At 74.5% G+C, this 19,419-nt stretch carries 16 protein-coding genes; 11 read left to right on the forward strand and 5 right to left on the reverse strand.

Features of this window, described 5'->3' with window-relative positions:
* Positions 1–39 precede the first annotated feature (39 nt).
* The 7 genes from ACZ5DC_RS04760 to ACZ5DC_RS04790 all read left to right on the forward strand — a co-directional run bounded on the left by ACZ5DC_RS04760 (position 40) and on the right by ACZ5DC_RS04790 (position 6,677).
* The gene (locus ACZ5DC_RS04760) at positions 40–1,023 is read left to right on the forward strand and encodes an amino acid ABC transporter permease (RefSeq protein ID WP_468649354.1); all 984 of its coding nucleotides are present in this window, start codon (positions 40–42) and stop codon (positions 1,021–1,023) included.
* On the forward strand, positions 1,020–1,811 hold the full coding sequence (locus ACZ5DC_RS04765) for an amino acid ABC transporter ATP-binding protein (RefSeq protein WP_468649356.1): 792 nt from the start codon (positions 1,020–1,022) through the stop codon (positions 1,809–1,811). Before ACZ5DC_RS04760 ends, ACZ5DC_RS04765 begins: the two co-directional genes overlap by 4 nt.
* A gap of 111 nt (positions 1,812–1,922) precedes the next feature.
* Positions 1,923–2,942, forward strand: coding sequence for an ABC transporter substrate-binding protein (locus ACZ5DC_RS04770; protein ID WP_468649358.1), 1,020 nt, complete (start codon positions 1,923–1,925; stop codon positions 2,940–2,942).
* A gap of 47 nt (positions 2,943–2,989) precedes the next feature.
* Entirely contained in the window at positions 2,990–3,799 is an 810-nt protein-coding gene (locus ACZ5DC_RS04775) for a GNAT family N-acetyltransferase (protein WP_468649360.1), read from the forward strand.
* 14 nt (positions 3,800–3,813) lie between these two features.
* Complete coding sequence (locus tag ACZ5DC_RS04780; RefSeq protein ID WP_374938371.1) at positions 3,814–3,927, forward strand: putative leader peptide; 114 nt, start codon at positions 3,814–3,816, stop codon at positions 3,925–3,927.
* A 126-nt stretch (positions 3,928–4,053) separates the two neighbouring features.
* On the forward strand, positions 4,054–5,256 hold the full coding sequence (locus ACZ5DC_RS04785) for an LLM class flavin-dependent oxidoreductase (protein WP_468649362.1): 1,203 nt from the start codon (positions 4,054–4,056) through the stop codon (positions 5,254–5,256).
* Between the two features lie 26 nt (positions 5,257–5,282).
* Positions 5,283–6,677: an NtaA/DmoA family FMN-dependent monooxygenase gene (locus ACZ5DC_RS04790; RefSeq protein WP_468649364.1), complete on the forward strand. Its 1,395-nt coding sequence runs from the start codon at positions 5,283–5,285 to the stop codon at positions 6,675–6,677.
* A 338-nt stretch (positions 6,678–7,015) separates the two neighbouring features.
* Here the strand turns inward: ACZ5DC_RS04790 and absR1 are convergent, their stop codons facing one another.
* Positions 7,016–8,101 (reverse strand): beta-glucuronidase AbsR1, encoded by a 1,086-nt coding sequence (absR1, locus tag ACZ5DC_RS04795; protein ID WP_468649366.1) that lies wholly within the window; start codon positions 8,099–8,101, stop codon positions 7,016–7,018.
* A gap of 94 nt (positions 8,102–8,195) precedes the next feature.
* Between absR1 and ACZ5DC_RS04800 the strand changes: the two genes are divergently transcribed.
* On the forward strand, positions 8,196–9,920 hold the full coding sequence (locus tag ACZ5DC_RS04800; RefSeq protein ID WP_468649368.1) for a LuxR family transcriptional regulator AbsR2: 1,725 nt from the start codon (positions 8,196–8,198) through the stop codon (positions 9,918–9,920).
* A 437-nt stretch (positions 9,921–10,357) separates the two neighbouring features.
* On the opposite strand, the gene ACZ5DC_RS04805 is transcribed toward ACZ5DC_RS04800, so the two are convergent.
* On the reverse strand, positions 10,358–12,970 hold the full coding sequence (locus ACZ5DC_RS04805; RefSeq protein ID WP_468649370.1) for a CHAT domain-containing protein: 2,613 nt from the start codon (positions 12,968–12,970) through the stop codon (positions 10,358–10,360).
* Positions 12,971–13,046: 76 nt separating this feature from the next.
* Here ACZ5DC_RS04805 and ACZ5DC_RS04810 point away from each other — a divergent pair, with 76 nt between their 5' ends.
* From ACZ5DC_RS04810 to ACZ5DC_RS04820, 3 genes are read left to right on the forward strand one after another with little or no spacing between them, the layout of a single operon-like run.
* Positions 13,047–14,480: a S8/S53 family peptidase gene (locus tag ACZ5DC_RS04810; RefSeq protein WP_468649372.1), complete on the forward strand. Its 1,434-nt coding sequence runs from the start codon at positions 13,047–13,049 to the stop codon at positions 14,478–14,480.
* Complete coding sequence (locus tag ACZ5DC_RS04815; RefSeq protein WP_366749065.1) at positions 14,477–15,115, forward strand: RNA polymerase sigma factor; 639 nt, start codon at positions 14,477–14,479, stop codon at positions 15,113–15,115. Before ACZ5DC_RS04810 ends, ACZ5DC_RS04815 begins: the two co-directional genes overlap by 4 nt.
* A 14-nt stretch (positions 15,116–15,129) precedes the next feature.
* Complete coding sequence (locus ACZ5DC_RS04820) at positions 15,130–15,585, forward strand: hypothetical protein (RefSeq protein WP_468649935.1); 456 nt, start codon at positions 15,130–15,132, stop codon at positions 15,583–15,585.
* 186 nt (positions 15,586–15,771) lie between these two features.
* Here the strand turns inward: ACZ5DC_RS04820 and ACZ5DC_RS04825 are convergent, their stop codons facing one another.
* The 3 genes from ACZ5DC_RS04825 to ACZ5DC_RS04835 form a co-directional block, all read right to left on the reverse strand.
* Positions 15,772–16,563 (reverse strand): N-formylglutamate amidohydrolase, encoded by a 792-nt coding sequence (locus ACZ5DC_RS04825; RefSeq protein WP_468649374.1) that lies wholly within the window; start codon positions 16,561–16,563, stop codon positions 15,772–15,774.
* A 136-nt stretch (positions 16,564–16,699) separates the two neighbouring features.
* Positions 16,700–18,919, reverse strand: a complete 2,220-nt coding sequence (locus ACZ5DC_RS04830; RefSeq protein WP_468649376.1) for an NADP-dependent isocitrate dehydrogenase — start codon at positions 18,917–18,919, stop codon at positions 16,700–16,702.
* Between the two features lie 37 nt (positions 18,920–18,956).
* Positions 18,957–19,388 (reverse strand): DUF4186 domain-containing protein, encoded by a 432-nt coding sequence (locus ACZ5DC_RS04835; RefSeq protein WP_468649378.1) that lies wholly within the window; start codon positions 19,386–19,388, stop codon positions 18,957–18,959.
* Positions 19,389–19,419: the final 31 nt, after the last annotated feature.

The raw sequence follows: 19,419 nt of genomic DNA on the forward strand, positions 1-19,419 counted from the left end.
CGCGCGGCCCCGGGGTGACCGACTCCGCCGGAGCCCGCCATGAGTGAACCCCCAGGCGCCGCCGTCTCCCTAGCCGAGGCGCCGGCCACCGCCGACACACCGTCAGGAACCCTGTCGCCGCAGCGGATACAGCCGCTGCGCCGGCCCGGCCGGTGGATCGTCACCGCCGCCGTCCTCGTGCTCGTCGCGCAGATCCTGCACGGACTGGTCACGAACCCCTTCTACCAGTGGGACCGCTTCCGCTACTGGTTCCTGCGCCCCACCGTCCTCGACGGCCTCCTCGTCACCCTCGAAGTCGCCGCGCTCAGCGCCGTCCTGGGGCTCCTCGGCGGCATCCTGCTGGCGCTCGCCCGGCTCTCCGGGAGCCCGGTGCTGCGCGCGGTCAGCTGGACCTACACCTGGCTGTTCCGCTCCGTGCCGCTCATCGTCGTACTGATCTTCCTGTACAACTTCAGTGCCCTGTACAGGACGTTGAGCCTCGGGGTGCCGTTCGGACCCGCCTTCGTCACCTTCGACGAGTCCCGGCTGGCCACCGACATGACGATCGCCGTCATCGGCCTCAGCCTCAACGAGGCGGCGTACGCGGCGGAGGTGGTCCGCGGCGGCATCCTCTCCGTCGACCAGGGCCAGCACGAGGCCGCCGCCGCCCTGGGCCTGCCCAAGGGCTACCAGTTCCGCCGGATCGTCTTCCCGCAGGCCCTCAGGTCCATCACCCCGAACTACGTCAACCAGCTGATCGGCCTCATCAAGAGCACGTCCCTGGTCTTCTACGTGTCGCTGCTCGACCTGTTCGGCGCGGTGCAGTCGATGGGCAGCACCTACCCCGGTGACGTGGTGCCGCTGCTGCTGGTCGCCACCGTCTGGTACCTGATCCTCACCAGCGCCGTGTCCGTCGTCCAGTTCTACGTCGAGCGGTACTACGCCCGGGGCGCCACCCGCACCCTGCCGCCGACCCCCTTGCAGAAGGCCCGGGCCGGCCTCGCCGGCCTGCGGGCCCGGTTGAGCCGGGAGGCCGCCGTATGACCATCGCCGAGACCCTGCCGAAGGCCGCCCCCGCCGCGCTCGAAGTACACGGCGTCCACAAGTGGTACGGCACCCACCGCGTCCTCGACGGCATCGACCTGACCGTCCGCCCCGGCGAGGTCACGGTGATCATCGGGCCGTCCGGCTCCGGCAAGTCCACGCTGCTCAGGGTCGTCAACCACCTGGAGAAGCCCGAGATCGGCCACGTCAGCGTGGGCGGCGAGCTGATCGGGGTGAAGCGGCACGGGGACCGGCTCAAGGAACTGAGCGAGCGCGCCATCCTCGCCCAGCGCGGCCGGATCGGCTTCGTCTTCCAGAACTTCAACCTCTTCCCGCACCTGACCGTCCTGGACAACGTCGCGACGGCCCCCGCCGCCACCGGCCGGCTGTCCAGGGCGGCGGCCCAGGAGCTCGCCCGGGAACTGCTCGAACGCGTCGGTCTCGGCGACAAGGCCGGCGCCTACCCGCGGCAGCTGTCCGGCGGACAGCAGCAGCGCGTCGCCATCGCGCGCGCCCTCGCCCTGCGTCCCGGGATCATCCTCTTCGACGAGCCGACGTCGGCGCTCGACCCCGAACTCGTCGGCGAGGTGCTGGCCGTCATCAAGGACCTGGCGACCAGCGGCACCACCCTCGTCATCGTCACCCACGAGATCGGCTTCGCCCGCGAGGTCGCCGACCGGGTCGTCTTCATCGACGGCGGCCGGATCGTCGAACAGGGCCCGCCCGGCGAGGTGCTGGACCGGCCCCGGCACGCACGGACCCGGGAGTTCCTCGGCAAGGTCCTCTGACCGCGCCGCCACGGCAGGACGCCCCGGCCCCGCCGCCCGGTCCCTCCGTGACCCACCCCTCACCGCACCCTCAGCGCTCACCCTCACCAGCGAGACAAGGACAGCCACGCCATGCCTACCCACCTCTCCCGACGCGCCGTGATCCGCGGCATCACCGCCGCGACCGCCGTGGCCACCCTCGCCACCGGGCTCGCCGCCTGCGGAGGCGACAGCGAGGCCGTCACCAAGACCGACACCGCCGGCACGGTGACCGTGGGGCGGCTGTCCAACGGAGCGGCCAAGGAGACCGCGCTGAAGGTCTCCGAAGTGAAGTCCATCAGCGCCGAACTGCCCGCCTCCGTGCGCAGGAGCGGCAAGCTCGTCATCGGCGTCGGGGCCCTGCCCTCGGGCTCCGCGCCGCTGAACTTCGTGGGCAGCGACCAGAAGACCCTCACCGGCTCCGAGCCCGACCTCGGCCGCCTGGTGGCCGCGGTCCTCGGCCTGAAGCCCGAGATCAGGAACTCCACCTGGGAGAACCTCTTCGTCGGCGTCGACAGCGGCAAGGTCGACGTGGCCTTCTCCAACGTCACCGTCACCGAGGAACGCAAGCGCAAGTACGAGTTCGCCTCCTACCGCAAGGACAACCTGGCCTTCGAGGTGCTGAAGAAGAACCCCTGGAACTTCGACGACGACTACGAGAACCTCGCGGGCAAGACGGTCAGCGTGGGCGCCGGCACCAACCAGGAGAAGATCCTCCTGGAGTGGAAGGCCAAACTGGCCAAGGAGGGCAAGAAGCTCACCGTCAAGTACTTCCCGGACCAGAACGCCGTCAACCTGGCGCTGAGCAGCGGGAAGATCGACGCCTACCTCGGTCCCAACCCCGCGGTCGCCTACCGTGCCCGGCAGACCGCGGGCACCCCCAACGCCACCCGCAACGCGGGCACCTTCTCCGGTGCAGGCGAGACGCTCCAGGGCCTGATCGCCGCGACCGCCAAGAAGGACAGCGGACTCGCCAAGCCGCTGGCCGACGCCCTCAACCACCTGATCGAGAACGGGCAGTACGGCAAGTGGCTGGCCGCCTACGGCCTGTCCAACGAGTCCGTGGCGAAGGCGCAGGTCAACCCGCCCGGGCTGCCGCTGGACAACTCCTGACGGGTCGTCGGTCCACCGGCATGGAGACAAGAGAGGGGGTCGCTCCCGTGGCCCGTCCGACCGACGTCCGCCCGGGCGCGAACCCGCTCCCGCCCGCGGACCCCGTCCTGGACAACGCCGTCTGGGCCGCCCTCACCGGCCCGCACGCCCGGCTCGCCGACCGGCACGGCCGCGCGGCCCGCTACCGGCCGGAGACCTACGCCTTCGCGGCGCTCGTCGACCCGGCGGACCCGGCGGCCTGGGCCGACCTGCACACGCTCGTCGGCCCGGGAAACCCCGTACGGGTCAAGCCGGTGGAGCGGGTTCCCGACGGCTGGGAGGTGCTCGGCGAGGGCGCGGGGGTCCAGCTCGTGGACACCGCGCTGCGGGCCGCACCGGACCCGGAGGCGGTCCGCCTGGGAGCCGGCGACGTCCCCGAGATCCTCGATCTGGTGGCCCGCACCCGGCCGGGCCCCTTCCTGAGCCGGACCGTCGAGATGGGCACCTACCTCGGCATCCGGCACCGGGGCAGGCTCATCGCCATGGCGGGGGAGAGGCTGCGGCCGCCCGGCTGGACCGAGATCAGCGCCGTGTGCACGGACCCCGCGTACCGCGGCCGGGGACTGGCCACCCGGCTGGTGCGCGCGGTCGCGGCCGGTATCCGGGACCGCGGGGACACCCCGTTCCTGCACGCCGCCGCCGACAACACGCCCGCGATCCGGCTCTACGAGTCGATCGGGTTCACCCTGCGCCGCCACTCCCGGATCGTGCGGCTGCGCAGCCCGGGAACAACGGCGGCCGGCCGGACGTTGGACGTCGCGACGAGATCCGCCAGGCGGACGCCGACCCGGCCCGCCGCGTCCGACGGACGGAGGTGACGGCCGTGACCCGAGTGCCCCCGCGGGCCCGCCCGCCGCGCGCCCCGCACCCGTACCGGTCCGTCCGCCTGCACTCCCGGCCGCACATAGACCTCCAGCGCGTGTCCGCCGCGCTCTGTCGTCCCTGACCTCCCCCCGGCTCCGCCCCGGGCCCGGGGCCCCCGCCGCGCCCGCCCGTGGCCGGAGCCGCCCGCCCCGGCCGCCGCCGGCCCTGCCGCCGGCGTTCTCGTACGGACATCAAGGAAGGCACCGACGTGTCCTCAGCCCCTGCCGCACCCCTGCACCTCGCCGTCGCCCTGGACGGCACCGGATGGCACCCGGCGTCCTGGCGCGAGCCGGTCGCCCGCCCCCGCGACCTGTTCACCGCCGGCTACTGGACCGACCTGATCACCGAGGCCGAACGCGGCCTGCTCGACTTCGTCACCATCGAGGACGGCCTCGGCCCGCAGTCCTCCCACCTCCTCGCCCCCGACGAGCGCACCGACCAGGTCCGCGGCCGGCTCGACGCGGTCCTCATCGCCTCCCGCGTCGCCCCGGTCACCCGGCACATAGGCCTGGTCCCGACCGTGGTGGCCACGCACACCGAGCCGTTCCACATCTCCAAGGCGATCGCCACCCTCGACTACGTCAGCACCGGGCGCGCGGGCCTGCGGGTGCGCACCGACTTCCGCCCGGACGAGGCCGCGCACTTCGGCCGCCGCACCATCCCCCGGATCGAGGGCTTCGACAGCCCGGACGCGCGGGCGACGATCACCGACCTGTTCGACGAGGCCGCCGACTACGTGGAAGTGGTCCGCCGGCTCTGGGACAGCTGGGAGGACGACGCCGAGATCCGGGACGCGGCGACCGGCCGCTTCATCGACCGGGACAAGCTGCACTACATCGACTTCGAGGGCCGCTGGTTCAGCGTCAAGGGCCCCTCCATCACGCCCCGGCCCCCGCAGGGCCAGCCCCTGGTCACCGCCCTCGCCCATCAGACGGTGCCGTACCGCCTGGTGGCCCGTCAGGCCGATGTCGGCTACGTCACCCCGCACGACGCGGACCAGGCCCGGGCGATCGTCGCCGAGATCCGCGCCGAGCAGCAGGCGGCGGGCCGCGCCGGGGAGACGCTGCACGTCTTCGGCGACCTCGTCGTCTTCCTGGACGACAGCCGCGCCGGGGCCGAGGCCCGCCGCGACCGCCTCGACACCCTCGCGGGCGAGCCGTACACCAGCGACGCCCGGATCTTCACCGGTACGGCCGCGGAACTCGCCGACCTGCTGGAGGAGCTGGCGGCGGGCGGGCTGAGCGGGTTCCGCCTGCGGCCCGCGGTCGCCGGCCACGACCTGCCCCGGATCACCCGGGACCTGGTGCCCGAGCTGCGGCGGCGCCGTCGCTTCCGGGACGCCTACGAGGCCGGCACCCTGCGCGGCCTCCTCGGTCTCGCCCGCCCCGCCAACCGCTACGCCGCAGCCTGAACGCCGGAGAGGACGACCGTACCGCCATGAGCAAGCCGCTGAAGCAGATCCACCTGGCCGCCCACTTCCCCGGCGTGAACAACACCACCGTGTGGAGCGACCCGGCCGCCGGCAGCCACATCGAGTTCAGCAGCTTCGCGCACTTCGCGCGGACCGCCGAACGCGCCAAGTTCGACTTCCTGTTCCTCGCCGAGGGGCTCCGGCTGCGCGAGCAGGGCGGGAAGATCTACGACCTGGACGTGGTCGGCCGCCCGGACACCTTCACCGTGCTGGCCGCGCTGGCCGCCGTCACCGACCGGCTCGGCCTGACCGGCACCATCAACTCCACGTTCAACGAACCGTACGAGGTGGCCCGCCAGTTCGCGAGCCTCGACCACCTCTCCGGCGGCCGGTCCGCCTGGAACGTGGTCACCTCCTGGGACGCCTTCACCGGCGAGAACTTCCGCCGCGGCGGCTTCCTGCCGCAGGAGGAGCGCTACTCCCGCGCCAAGGAGTTCCTCGCCACCGCGCACGAACTGTTCGACTCCTGGCGCGGTGACGAGATCATCGCCGACCAGGCCACCGGGACCTTCCTCCGGGACGCCAAGGCCGGCGCCTTCGTGCACCAGGGGCAGCACTTCGACATCCACGGCCGGTTCAACGTCCCGCGCTCCCCGCAGGGCCGCCCGGTCGTCTTCCAGGCCGGCGACTCCGACGAGGGCCGGGAGTTCGCCGCCTCCAGCGCGGACGCGATCTTCAGCCGGTACTCCACCCTCAAGGAGGGCCAGGCCTTCTACACCGACGTCAAGTCCCGCCTCGCCGCGTACGGCCGCCGCCCCGACCAGCTGCTCATCCTGCCCGCCGCGACCTTCGTCCTCGGCGACACCGACCAGGAGGCCGCCGAACTCGCCCGCGAGGTCCGCCGGCAGCAGGTCAGCGGCGCCACCGCCATCAAGCACCTGGAGTTCGTCTGGAACCGGGACCTGTCGGCGTACGACCCGGAGGGCCCGCTGCCCGAGGTGGACCCGGTGGTGAGCGAGGACCACATCTCCCGGGGCCGCGCCCAGGTGCGGATGTACCGCGACCCGGTGGCCATCGCCCGCGAGTGGCGGCAGCTCGCCGAGGCCAACAAGTGGTCCATCCGCGACCTGGTCATCAACACCGGCAACCGGCAGACGTTCATCGGCTCGCCCCGGACCGTCGCGCAGACCATCAACGACTTCGTGCAGGCCGACGCCTCCGACGGCTTCATCCTCGTGCCGCACATCACCCCCGGCGGACTCGACCCGTTCGCCGACAAGGTGGTCCCGCTGCTCCAGGAACAGGGTGTCTTCCGCGCCGACTACGAGGGCACGACCCTGCGGGACCACCTGGGTCTCGCCCACCCCGACGCCGAGGGCGGCAGCCGGGGCGGCGCCCCGTCGGAGCGGGCCGCGTCGTGAGGTTCCTCGCGGCGTGGGGGAGCGGCACGAACGGCCGTTCCGCTCCTCAGCGCCGGCCGTCGCGCTCAGCGCGGGCCGGTCCCGGTGCCATCGCCGCGAGCGGCGGGGCCAGTGCCTCCTCGGCTCTTTGTCCCGTGGAGCCGACGACGCGGGCATGACCGAGTCGTCCTGCCCGTGCCGGGGAGGATGCCCCGAGGACGCTCGGCATCCGTCGTCGTGTCCGGGGAGCGGGAGCCGCCCGGGAACTGGCGCGGGCGTGGACGTCACCTCCCCCGTAGGTGACGTCCACGCCCGCTCCCCCCGGTGCCGGACAGTGGCTCTGTGCCGTCCGTGTGCCGTCACCAGCACATGACCGCCGTCTCCCCCGACCCCCACGTGGAGTACAGACGGACCCGGACGACATAGCGGCGGCCCTTGACGAGCCGGACCCGGACGGCGGCGTTGTCCGGCGTGCCGCCGTCGTCGTGGCCCGCGAGGAAGCGCGGCTCCCCGTCGCGCTGCTCGAAGACCACCAGCACGGTGTCGGCGTCGCCGAACGCGCCCACCGTGTACTCGCGGGTCTCCGGCGGCTCGACGGTGAAGTCGGCCTGCTCGCCCGGCCCCAGCCCGAGCGGCGCGGACCGGAACGGCACCAGTGCGGCCGGTCCGCCGGGAGCGGCGGGCGGGTACCAGCGGAGCACGAACTCCTTGTCGGCCGGCGACGGAGCGCCGGGCGGACGCAGCCCCCCGCGGTACTGCTCCGGCTCCAGCACCAGCCCCGGCCCGAACGGCAGCGTCATCACCGACTGCGGGTCCCACACCGAGCCGCCCGCCTCACAGGTGTCCAGCTGCCGCAGCACGTTCGTGTCCGTCGTCTCCCGGCTCCAGAAGTTCGGCGGGCCCGCCAGCTCGGCGTACACGGCCTCGTCGTCCCAGTGCAGCCCGGCGAACGGGCTCTGGTGCTCGTGCACCATGCCGAGCGCGTGCCCGATCTGGTGCAGGACGGCCCCGCGCTCCCCGGGCGCGGTCACGTCCCAGCCGAGGTTCATGGTGCGCTCGCCCCGGCCCACCGACAGCGCCTCCCGGCCGACCGCCGACCAGGACCCGGCACCGGTCTGGAACCCGATCCGCAGCTCCGCCTCGTGCCGGTCGCCGACCTCGGCGAACGTGACGCCGATGCCCAGGTCCTGCCACTCGGCGAAGCACCCGCGGACCACGTCCCGCTGCTCCTCGCCGCCCGCCCACGGCACCCGGCGCAGCTCCCCGGTCCCGGGGACCGGGACGACGGAGGCGTCGGTGCGGGCGTCCGGGAAGCAGTAGTGCAGGACGGTGCCGTTGACCCACATCCGCCGCCCGGCGAGCAGCGCGCCCAGCCGCTCGGCGGTCAGCCCCGCCGCGAACGACGGGGCCGGCTGCCGCGGAAGCGAGCAGAGGCGTCGGGTCATGCGGCCAGCGTGCCCGCCGCCCCGGCCGCACGCCTGAGTCGGGGGCTACTCAAGTCGCCCTGTATCAAAGCTGAGTACGCGCGCTCAGCATGGTGTGAGGACTTACGAACAGGACGCGAAGACCCTGGAGCTGCCCTGGCCGTTCACCGGCCGGGCCGACGAACTGGAGCTGGTGCGCGGCGCGCTGACCGCCGGCCGGCCCGGCATCGTGGTGACCGGTCCGTCCGGCCGCGGCAAGACCCGGCTGATCACGGAGGCGGTCCGGGGCACGGACCACGCCCGCGTGACCGGCACTCCCGAGGCCCGGGACCTGCCCCTCGCGGCGTTCGCGCACCTGCTGCCCGACACCGTCTCGCTGCACCGCGCGGTCCGCGCGCTGTCCGGCGTACGGCTCCTGGTCGTGGACGACGCCCAGTTGCTGGACGAGACCTCCGCCGCCCTGGTCCACCAGCTCGCCGTGCAGGGCCGCACCCGCCTGGTCGTGGCCGCGGCGGACGGGCCGCCCGCGCCCGGCGCGGTGTCCCGGCTGTGGACCGGGGGACTGCTGCCCCGGCTGGCCCTCGACCCGCTGGCCCCCGAGGACACCGCCCAGCTGCTCGCCGGCGCCGGCCTGGAACCGCTCACCGTGCGCCGCCTGCACCAGGCGTGCCGGGGCGATCTGCGGCTCCTGCGCGACCTGGTGACCGCACTCACCGGCTCCGGCCGGCTCACCCACGTCCCGGGCACCGGCGAACGGGCCTGGCGCGGACCGCTGCCGGTGACCCCGGCCGTCCGCGAGCGGCTGGCGCCCGCCCTGGAGCGGTCCGGTCCCGGCGAACGCGACGCGCTGGAACGGCTGGCGTTCGCCGAGCCCCTGCCGCTGTCCGTGGACGAGCTGGACCTGGACGTCCTCGAACGCCTGGAGACGGACGGCCTGATCGACGTCGACGACCAGGGTGCCGTCACCCTCGCCCACCCCCTGCACGGCGCCGCGCTGCGCGCCACGGCCGGCCGGCTGCGGGCCCGCCGGCTGGCCCGCGCGCCCTTCGCGCACGGCCCCGCGCTCGACGCCGAACAGCGCGCCCTGGCCCGGGGGATGGACCGGCTCGACGTCCGGCCGGTGCCGACGCCGGTGGGGGAGTGGCTGGTCGCGCAGGGCGGCCCGCTGCCGGCCGGGTACGCCGCGGTCCGCGCCCGGTTCGCGCGGCTGCGGGGCGAACTGCGGGAGGCGGCGGCGTGGGCGCGCGAGGGGCTGCGGGAGACTCCGTCGCACGACGGGTGCCTCAGGGAACTCGCGCTGGCCGAAGGGGCGCCGGGTGAGGCGACCGACCCGGACGGCGTCCACGCGCTCTACGACGCCGTACGCCTCGGTGAGCCCGAGCGGACGGCCGGGCGGCTGCCGGCCGGCAGCGTGTTCGCCCGGCACGCGGACGCGCTGGCCCGCGGCGACGGGGCCGCGCTCGACCGGGCGGCGCAGGCGCTGGCCGAGCGGGGGTTCCTGCTGTACGCGGCGGAGGCGCACGCGCAGGCGGTGCGGGCCCACCGCGATCCCCGGGCCGCCCGGCTGTCCCGCACCCGGTCCGTCGCGCTGGCCCGCCGCTGCCAGGGGGCGCGCACGCCCGCGCTGGCCGGTCTGGTCCTCGGTGAACTCACCGCCCGGCAGCGGCAGATCGTCACACTGGCCGCGGCGGGGCTGAGCAACCGGGAGATCGCCGAGCGGCTGACCCTGTCCGTGCGGACGGTCGGCAACCATCTGTACAGCGCGTACACCCGGCTCGGTACGGGGGACCGCGGGGCGCTGCCCTGGCTGGTGGACGCACCGGAGAGGGAGACGGCCTAGCTGTGCTGTCCCGAGGGCTCGACCGGGGCCGGGAGCCGCGCCGTCGCCGAGCCCGGTGCGGGCGTGGCGACGGCGCGGGTCCCGGCGCGGGTGCGGGGGTGAGCAGGCCCGCGTCGTGGCAGACCGCCGGGTGCCGGCCGGCGGTGCCCGGGGTCACTCCGAGGCGGTGGGCCGGTTCCGTGGTCGCGGCCGGCGCGGCGGGGAGCCGCAGCGGGCGGGGCGGCTGAGGAGGCGTACCAGCGCGGCCGCGCACCGGGTACGGCCGGGTCGGCGGGTCGGCGGGGCCGGTCAGCGGCTGGACCTCGTGGGCGGACGGGGTGGGCGGCAGGAGCAGCCCGCGGACGGCGGTGCGCACGTCGGTCCAGGGCGCCCTGCCCGGCGAGCAGCCGCCCGGAGTGGGCGCACACGGCGAAGCCGCAGGGACGGCACGCCCCCGCTCACGCCGCGCCGAACGCCGCGAACGCCCAGCCCGTCGCCTGGTGCACCGCGTCGCCGGGCAGGGCCGCGCGCGCGTCCCGCAGCGCCTCGGCGAGGGACAGGCCCGCGCCGAGGCCCTTGTGCAGGGCCAGCATCAGCGGGACGACCGCCGCGTCGTTGACCGGTGCGCTGCTCGCCACCACCCCGGCCGTGCCCAGCGGCAGCAGCGCCGTGACCAGGCCGAGGAGTTCGTCAGCGCCGACCGAGGCGAGGCGGGCGGTGTCGCAGCTGGACAGGATGATCCGGTACGGGCTGCGCGCCAGCCGCTCGAAGTCGTGGACGATCAGCGGCCCGTCGGCCATGCGCAGGGCGGAGAACAGGGGGCTGTCGGCGCGGAACGTGCCGTGCGCCGCGAGATGGGCGAGACCCGCGCCGTCGAGTTCCGCCAGCACCCGCGGCACCTGCGCGTCGTCGCCCTCCAGGACCGTCGCCGTCCCGTACCGGTCCGCCAGTTCGGGCACCTCAGCGCCGCCCGTCGCCAGGCCGGGGCCGCGCACCAGCACGGGCCGCCCGTCCGGCGGCGGCGCCGTCTCCCGGGCGCGCAGCCAGCTCCCCGCCGACGGCGACACGCTGAGCACCCGCTCCCGCAGCGCGGGCAGCAGCGCCCACGGCACCCGGTGCAGCGCGCCGGGCGGCACGACCACCACCGGGCCCGGGCCGAGGTGCCGTACCGCCCCGGCCAGCAGCAGCTCTTCCAGGCGCCGGCCGGCCGCCTCCACGAGAGGCAGCCGCGCCTCGGCACCCGGGTGCGCGAGCCGCCGCAGCCCGGCCTGCACATGCTCGGCCTCGGCCACCGCCTCCGCCAGCGAGCCACCCGCGAACCGGCGCACCTTCCCCTGCCCGCACAGCAGGACGTGCACCCGGCCGTCGACCACCGCCAGTTCGACCAGCCACCCGTCACCGAGCCGGTCCAGCAGCCGGCCCACGTCGAGACGGTCGCCCGCGTCGGCGGCGGCCCCGCCGATGTGCCGGGTGCGCGAGCGGATCTCCCGCTCCAGGCGCCGCTGTTCGCGCTCCAGCGCCGGCACCGGACGGCCCTCCATCCGGGCGGCCTCCGCACGGGCCGCGATCTCCCGGTAGGCGGTCAGCCCGCTCAGCAGCGCCGGATCGTCGGGCGGCCGGGTCGGCGGCGCGGACAGCACGGTCGCCCGCCACCGCTCGCTCCACCCCAGCAGCCGTCGCGGACTGCCCTCGGCGAGGCTCACCTCCTGCGCCAGCGCGGCCAGTTCGGCACCCTGCGCGGTCGCGTGGGCGCGCAGCTCCGGGGCGCCGAGCGTCATCCGGTGGTCGTCCAGCACGTCCAGGCCGCGCCGGCACGCCTCCAGCACACCGCGCCGGGAACCGGCCGCCCGCGCCCGCAGCGCCTGTGCCGCCCAGCCCGTCATGCGGGCCGGCGGCGGCCCGCCGTGCCGGCTGCGGGCGGCGACCGCCAGGTGCCGTTCCGCGTCCGCCGTCCAGCCCAGCGCCAGTGCGATCCGGCCCGCGAGCAGGGAGGCCTCGGGCGCGGCCGGGGAGCCGAAGGAGGCCAGCCGCTCGGCGACCGCCGCCGCGTCCGCGACCATCCGCCCCGACCGGCGCCCGGCCGCCACCCGCGCCTCGATCAGCACCAGCCGGGCGTGCGTCTCCCACCACGTCCGGCGCTGCGCCGCGAACAGCCGTACGGCCACGGCCGCGCGGGCTATCGCGGTCTGCGCCTCCCCGGCCGAACGGGCGGCCCGCGCCGCGGCCAGCAGCAGCTCGGCCTTGCGGGTCGACTGCCCGCCGATCCGGTCCAGCAGCGCGATCGCCGCGTCCGCCTCGGCCAGCGCCTCCGGGGCGAGCCCCGCCGCCATCAGCACCTCGCAGCGCCGGGTCGACAGGTTGTACGTCGGCGTGCCCAGCTTGGCGTAGCGCTCCTCGGCCTCGTCCAGCAGCCGCAGCGCCGCCGGGATGTCCCCGGAGCGGAACGCGGCCAGGCCCCGGCTCTCCACCGCGTCCGCCTTGTCGTGCTCCTGGCCGGTGGTGTCCCACAGCCGCTCCGCCGCCGTGAAGTCCGCGACGGCCCGCTCCACCGAGCCGAGCGCCAGGTGCACGGTGGCCCGCAGGGTCAGCGCCCGCGCCGTCCAGATGCCGTCGGCGACCTGCCGCAGGACGGGAAGGGCCCGCCGTACGTCCTCCAGGGCCTCGCGGTGGTGCCCCAGCACCCACCACACGTAGGCCCGCCGGTACAGCACCCGGGCCCGGGTGTGCCCGCTGCCCCGGCTGACCCCCCGTTCGAAGGAGGCGAGCCCCTGCCGCGTGCGCCCCGCGTGCACCAGCGCGACCCCGAGGGTCGCGAGCACATCGGCCTCCCGGTCGGCCGACTCGGCCCGCGCGGCCAGGTCCCGGGCCCGCCGCAGGTGCCTCAGCGCGATCCGCAGGTCCCCGAAGTCCCGCTGCCAGATGCCGAGCACCTGGTGGGCGACGCTCGCGTGGACCGGTGACGGAGCGGTGCGCAGGACGTGTTCGGCGCGTGCCCGGGCCTCGCCCGGATCGGCGAACACCATGGGCAGCAGCTCGAGAACCGGCTCGCTTCCCGCTGTCACGTCTCGCATGGTAGTGGCCTGTTGTATCAGACGGCGGTCCCGCGGCTCTCACTGTCGGACACCGTCTTGAGGGGGAGGACACCACATGGCACCACACCGGTTCCACGAGCAGTTCCACCACATCCAGCGCTCCCTGCCCGACGTCCCCCTCACCATGGGGCCGGACGACTCCGCCGGGTACTTCTACGAGAAGGGCGTCGTCCTCGTCCGGGACGGCGAGGAGGCCCGGTTCGTCGAGGACGCCGTGCGCACGCACTTCACCGAGACCCGCGGACTCGTCCCCGACCACGTGCGCCGCGTGGGCCCGCGGGCCGGCCGCACCGGCGTCACCCGCATCCGGGTCGGCGACCCCGCCGAGGGCGAGGACAGCGTCCCGCACGCCCTGCGCGCGGTGCGGGAGGCCGAGGACCGCCAGGGCCGCCGGCTGGCCGGCCGCAACCACGTGGTGCACATCGCGGGGAACGTCAACGCCTGCCCCGGCGACGAACCCGTGCCCGTCCCGCGCACCGGTACCGCCAACCCGGCGCCCGCCGACGGGAGTTACGATCCGGCCACCGCGGTCGGCGTCCTCGTCGTCGACACCGGTCTGGTGCACGACCACCGCTCCTACCCGCTGCTCGCCCACACCACGGGCGACGCCCAGCTGACCGAGACCGACGCCGACGGCGTGCTGCGCCAGTACGTCGGCCACGGCACGTTCATCGCCGGCATCCTCGCGGCCGTCGCCCCCAACACCGACATCACCGTGCGCGGCACGCTCAACGACGCCGGCGCCGTCCTGGAGTCGGAGTTCGGCGCCCTGCTCTTCGACGCGGTCGACCGGGGCGGCTGGCCGGACATCATCAGCCTCTCCGCGGGCACGCCCAGCGCGGACACCGACGGCCTGATCGGCCTCGACGCGTTCATGGCGGAACTGCGCGAGCAGCGCACCCTGCTGGTGGCCGCCGCCGGCAACAACGGCAGCGACGTCCCGTTCTGGCCCGCCGCCTACGCCGGCCTGGCCGGGTTCGCCGACTGCGTGCTGTCGGTCGGCGCCCTCCGCGCGGACGGCGCGTCCGGGGCGTGCTTCACCAACCACGGGCCGTGGGTGCGCGTCCACACCCCCGGCGAACGCCTCACCAGCGCCCTCACCGGCTTCACCGCGCCCGTGCCGTACGTCTACCAGCACTCCACCTACGACGCCTGCCGGTTCGGCGACGCCGACTACGCCTGCACCTGCCAGTTCCCGCGCCACACCGGGGTGCTGAGCGAGGGCCGGGAGCGCACCGGCGCCAAGCCGGACCAGGTGATGTTCGACGGCCTCGCGCAGTGGAGCGGCACCTCCTTCGCCACCCCGGTGGCCGCGGGACTCGTCGCCGCCCGGATGACGGCGTACCGGGAACGCGACCCGCGCGCGGCCGGCGCCGGGCTGCTGGCGGCGGACGCGGAAGGGGCCGAGGTGCGCGGGGTGCGGGTCGCGGCGCTCCGCCCGCCCACCTGGCGACCCGTCCCCGTCGTGCTCCCGGCGCTGCCCGCATGACGGCCGGAACCCTCCGCTCCACGGCGTACGATGACAGGCCGTACACAAGGGGTGGAGCCGTGGACCGAACAGAGGTCGGCGCGTTGGTCCAGTCCGCCGTCGACGGGGACGCCGCGGCCTGGAAGGCGCTGGTGGAGGGGATGAGTCCGCTGGTGTGGTCGGTGGTGCGGGCGCACCGGCTGTCGGACGCCGACGGACACGAGGTCTTCCAGACCACCTGGTTCCGCTTCGCCCAGCACCTCGGCCGCATCCGGGAACCCGACAAGGCCGGTGCCTGGCTGGCCAGTACGGCCCGGCACGAGTGCCTGAAGGTGCTCAAGGGCCTGGCGCGGCTGACCCTGACGGATGATCCGCGGGTACTGGACCGGGCCAGCGAGGACCGGACGCCGGAAGAGACGCTGATCGATTCGGAGGAGGCGGCCGACCGGGCCGAGCGGGTCCGTCGCCTGTGGCAGGAGCTGGACGGACTGGGCGAGCGCTGCCGGCAGTTGCTGCGCGTGCTGATGGCCTCGCCGCCGCCCAGCTACGGGGAGATCTCGGCCGCCCTCGGCATCGCGGTCGGCAGCATCGGCCCGCTCCGCCAGCGCTGTCTGCGCCGGCTGCGGGCCCGGATGGACACGCGGGGTGCGGTGTGAACGGCGACGACGGGATGCCCGAGGGGCCGGACGAGTTCGCGGACGGGCTGCTGGAGGAGGAGCTGCGCCAGGCGGCCGCCGTCCTGGACCCGGTCCCGGCCGAGCTGGTCCAGGCGGCCCTGGAGGCGTTCGCGCTGCACGAGCTGGACGCCCGGCTCGCCGAGCTGACCTTCGACTCGCTGGTGGACGCGCTGCCCATCAGGGGGGTCACCGACGCACCGCGCATGCTCACGTTCCGCGCGGGCGAGGTGACCGTCGACGTCGAGGTCACCGAGGAGGGGCTGATCGGCCAGCTGCTGCCGCCGCAGCCGGCGCGGATCGAGGTGCTCGGCGGTCCGCAGACCGCCCGCGCCCCGCTCACCGCGGACCCCCTCGGCCGGTTCACCAGCACCGCCCCGCCGTCCGGCCCCTTCGCCCTGCGCCTGAGCACCGGCGCGGAGGTGATCGTCACGGAGTGGCTGCGGGCCTGAGCGAACCGGCTCCCGGCGCGCGCCGGGAGCCGGACCGGGGCGAGGCGTGCCGGTGAAGCGGCTCGCGGTACTCGTGCGGCGGACCGGCCGCGCGGGTGCAGGGTGACCGCGGGCCTGCCGGTGACCGTGCCCTCTTCCAGCGCCGGCGGTCCGCCGCACCGGTCGTCCGCCGCGCCTGCCGGACGGCTACACCGCGTCGACGAGTGCCGCCAGCGCCGTGGCGAGGCGGTCCAGGCCCGGGCCGGCCGGGCCGCCCGGCTCCGTCATGTACGTGTCCCGCCGGATCTCCACCATCAGCGCGCCGACCCGGGCGTCCGTGCCGTAGAACTCCAGCGGCACGTACGTCCCGGCGAACGGGCTGTCCAGGCCCGTCCCGCCGCAGCCGGCGAACGCCTTGCGGGCGGCCTCGGTCAGCTCCGGCGGGGTGTGGAAGGCGTCCGTGCCCAGGCACACCGGCGGGCGAGGCCCGCTGCCGTGCAGCTCGTACGGGAGCGGCCGGGCCGGATACGAGTGCACGTCGATGATCACCGCGCGCCCGGCCGCGGCCAGCCGGCCGGCCACGGCCTGCGTCATGGCCGCGGCGTACGGCCGGAAGTAGCGGGCGAGCAGCGGTTCCGGGTCGGTGTCCGCGGCCCGCAGCTCACCCCGGTGCGTGGTTCGCGTGTACACGGCGCCCATGCCGACGGCGCGCATCTCCTCCCGCTCGTCCGGGAACCGTTCCGGGTCCACCACCAGCCGCGACAGCCGGTTCACGAACCGCCAGGGCCGGAGCCCGGCGAGCGCGGCGGCCCGCTCGGCGATCTCGGCGGTGTGCGCGTCCGTGATGTGGTCCAGCTCCCGCTCCAGCGCGGCGTCGTCCAGCACGATCCCGGCGCGCACGTCCCGCGGTACCGCGCGCGCCGAGTGCGGCACGTGCAGCAGCACCGGTGAGCCGGCGGCACCGGGGAGGAGGTCGAACGAGGGGGCGGTCTGGGACACCGGCTGCTCCTGGGGTGATGGCGGGGACGTGCACGATCAAGGTGCCACACGGCACTGACATCGGCCCCGTCCCCGCACGCCGCCGCCCCGGCCGGGAAACCCCGGCCGGGGCGGCGGACACGTCACCTCGAAGGGACTAGCCGAGCGACGCCAGCGCCTCGTTCCAGGTGGCCGACGGGCGCATGACCGCGTCCGCCTTGGCCTTGTCGACCTGGTAGTAGCCGCCGATGTCGACCGGGGAGCCCTGGACCGCGTTCAGCTCCTCGACGATCTTCTGCTCGTTCGCGGCGAGGGTCTCGGCGAGCGGCGCGAAGGCCTTGGCCAGGTCGGCGTCGTCGCTCTGCCGCGCCAGCTCCTGCGCCCAGTACAGCGACAGGTAGAAGTGGCTGCCGCGGTTGTCGATGCCGCCGACGCGCCGGGTCGGGGACTTGTCCTCGTTGAGGAAGGTCGCCGTGGCGCGGTCCAGGGTGTCGGCGAGGACCTTGGCGCGGGTGTTGCCGGTGGCAGCCGCGTACTGCTCGAAGGACGGCACCAGGGCGAAGAACTCGCCGAGGGAGTCCCAGCGCAGGTAGTTCTCCTTGACGAGCTGCTGGACGTGCTTCGGCGCGGAGCCGCCGGCGCCCGTCTCGAACAGGCCGCCGCCCGCCATCAGCGGGACCACCGAGAGCATCTTGGCGCTGGTGCCCAGCTCCAGGATGGGGAAGAGGTCGGTCAGGTAGTCGCGCAGCACGTTGCCGGTCACCGAGATGGTGTTCTCGCCGCGGCGGATGCGCTCCACCGACAGCTTGGTGGCCTCGACCGGGGACAGGATGCGGATGTCCAGGCCCTCGGTGTCGTGCTCCGGCAGGTACTGCTTGACCTTGGCGATCAGCTGCGCGTCGTGGGCGCGCGTCTCGTCCAGCCAGAACACGGCCGGGTCGCCGGTGGCGCGGGCGCGGGTGACGGCCAGCTTGACCCAGTCGCGGATCGGGTCGTCCTTGGTCTGGCAGGCGCGGAAGATGTCGCCCCGCGCGACCGGCTGCTCGATGAGCACGTTGCCGGCCCGGTCGGTCAGGCGGACCGTGCCGGCGGCCGGGATCTCGAAGGTCTTGTCGTGGGAGCCGTACTCCTCGGCCTTCTGCGCCATCAGGCCGACGTTCGGGACCGAGCCCATGGTGGACGGGTCGTAGGCGCCGTTGGCCCGGCAGTCCTCGATGACGGCCTGGTAGACACCGGCGTAGGAGGAGTCCGGGATGACGGCGAGGGCGTCGTGCTCCTGGCCGTCCGGGCCCCACATGTGGCCGGAGGTGCGGATCATGGCCGGCATGGAGGCGTCGATGATGACGTCGGAGGGCACGTGCAGGTTGGTGATGCCCTTGTCCGAGTCGACCATGGCCAGCTCCGGGCCCTCGGCGATCTCGGCCTCGAAGGAGGCCTTGATCTCGGCGCCCTCGGGCAGGTTCTCCAGGCCCTTCAGGATGCCGCCGAGGCCGTCGTTCGGGGTGAGGCCGGCCGTCTTGAGGGTCTCGCCGTACTTCGCGAACGTCTTCGGGAAGAAGGCTCGCACCACGTGACCGAAGATGATCGGGTCGGAGACCTTCATCATCGTGGCCTTCAGGTGCACGGAGAACAGGACGCCCTCCTGCTTGGCGCGGGCGACCTGCGCGGCCAGGAACGCGTTCAGCTCGGCGACGCGCATGACGGACGCGTCGACGACCTCGCCCGCGAGGACCGGCACGGACTCCTTCAGGACGGTGGTGGTGCCGTCCTCGCCGACCAGCTCGATCTTCAGGGCGCCGTCCTCGGAGACGACGACGGACTTCTCGGTGGAGCGGAAGTCGTTCTCGCCCATGGTCACCACGTTGGTCCTGGACTCGGAGGTCCAGGCGCCCATGCGGTGCGGGTGGGTCTTGGCGTAGTTCTTCACCGAGGCCGGGGCGCGGCGGTCGGAGTTGCCCTCGCGCAGCACCGGGTTGACGGCGGAGCCCTTGACCTTGTCGTAGCGGGCGCGGATCTCGCGCTCCTCGTCGGTCTTCGGGTCGTCCGGGTAGTCCGGCAGCGCGTAGCCCTTGCCCTGGAGCTCGGCGACGGCGGCCTTGAGCTGCGGGATGGACGCCGAGATGTTCGGCAGCTTGATGATGTTGGCCGCCGGGGTCTTGGCCAGCTCGCCCAGCTCGGTCAGCGCGTCGGGGATGCGCTGGTCCTCGTCCAGGTACTCGGGGAAGACGGCGATGATGCGCCCGGCCAGCGAGATGTCACGCGTCTCCACGGGCACACCGGCCTGCGAGGCGTACGCCTGGATCACCGGCAGGAACGAATGCGTCGCCAGGGCCGGGGCCTCGTCTGTGTAGGTGTAGATGATGGTCGAGTCAGTCACCGGGTGCTCCGCTCCACGTCTGCAACATTGCTCGACATCAAGATATCTCGTGCTCGGGGTCGGCTCGACAGGGGTCCTGGCCGGAAAAACCGCCGTCCGCCATCTCGCGCGCGATCCACCGGCTGATCACCTCCACCACGTACGCGTGTTCGGTACGGGTCAGTGCGCGCCCCTTGGGGATGCCGTGCCAGCGCTGCAGGCAGCTCCGGCAGCAGGTGGCGGTCGCGTGCTGGGCGACGAACACCGGGTGACCGCGGTACGGCGTCTGCCGGCCGTCCTTGTACGGCTCGGCCGGCGCCAGCCGCTTGGCGATCAGGTCGTACGCGTGCCACCGCAGGGTCGCCGGTCCCTTGAGGCCGGCGGTCGCCCGGTCCCGCCCGCGCAGGTGGAACCTCGCCCGGAACGGCTGGCGCGCGAGCGCGTCCAGCCGCCGGTCGAGCGTGCGGGGGTCCGGCGCCGGCGTGGTCATGCTGCTTCCAGCGTACGTGCCGGCCGGGACT

It is taken from the genome of Streptomyces sp. NPDC031445, from assembly GCF_055581365.1.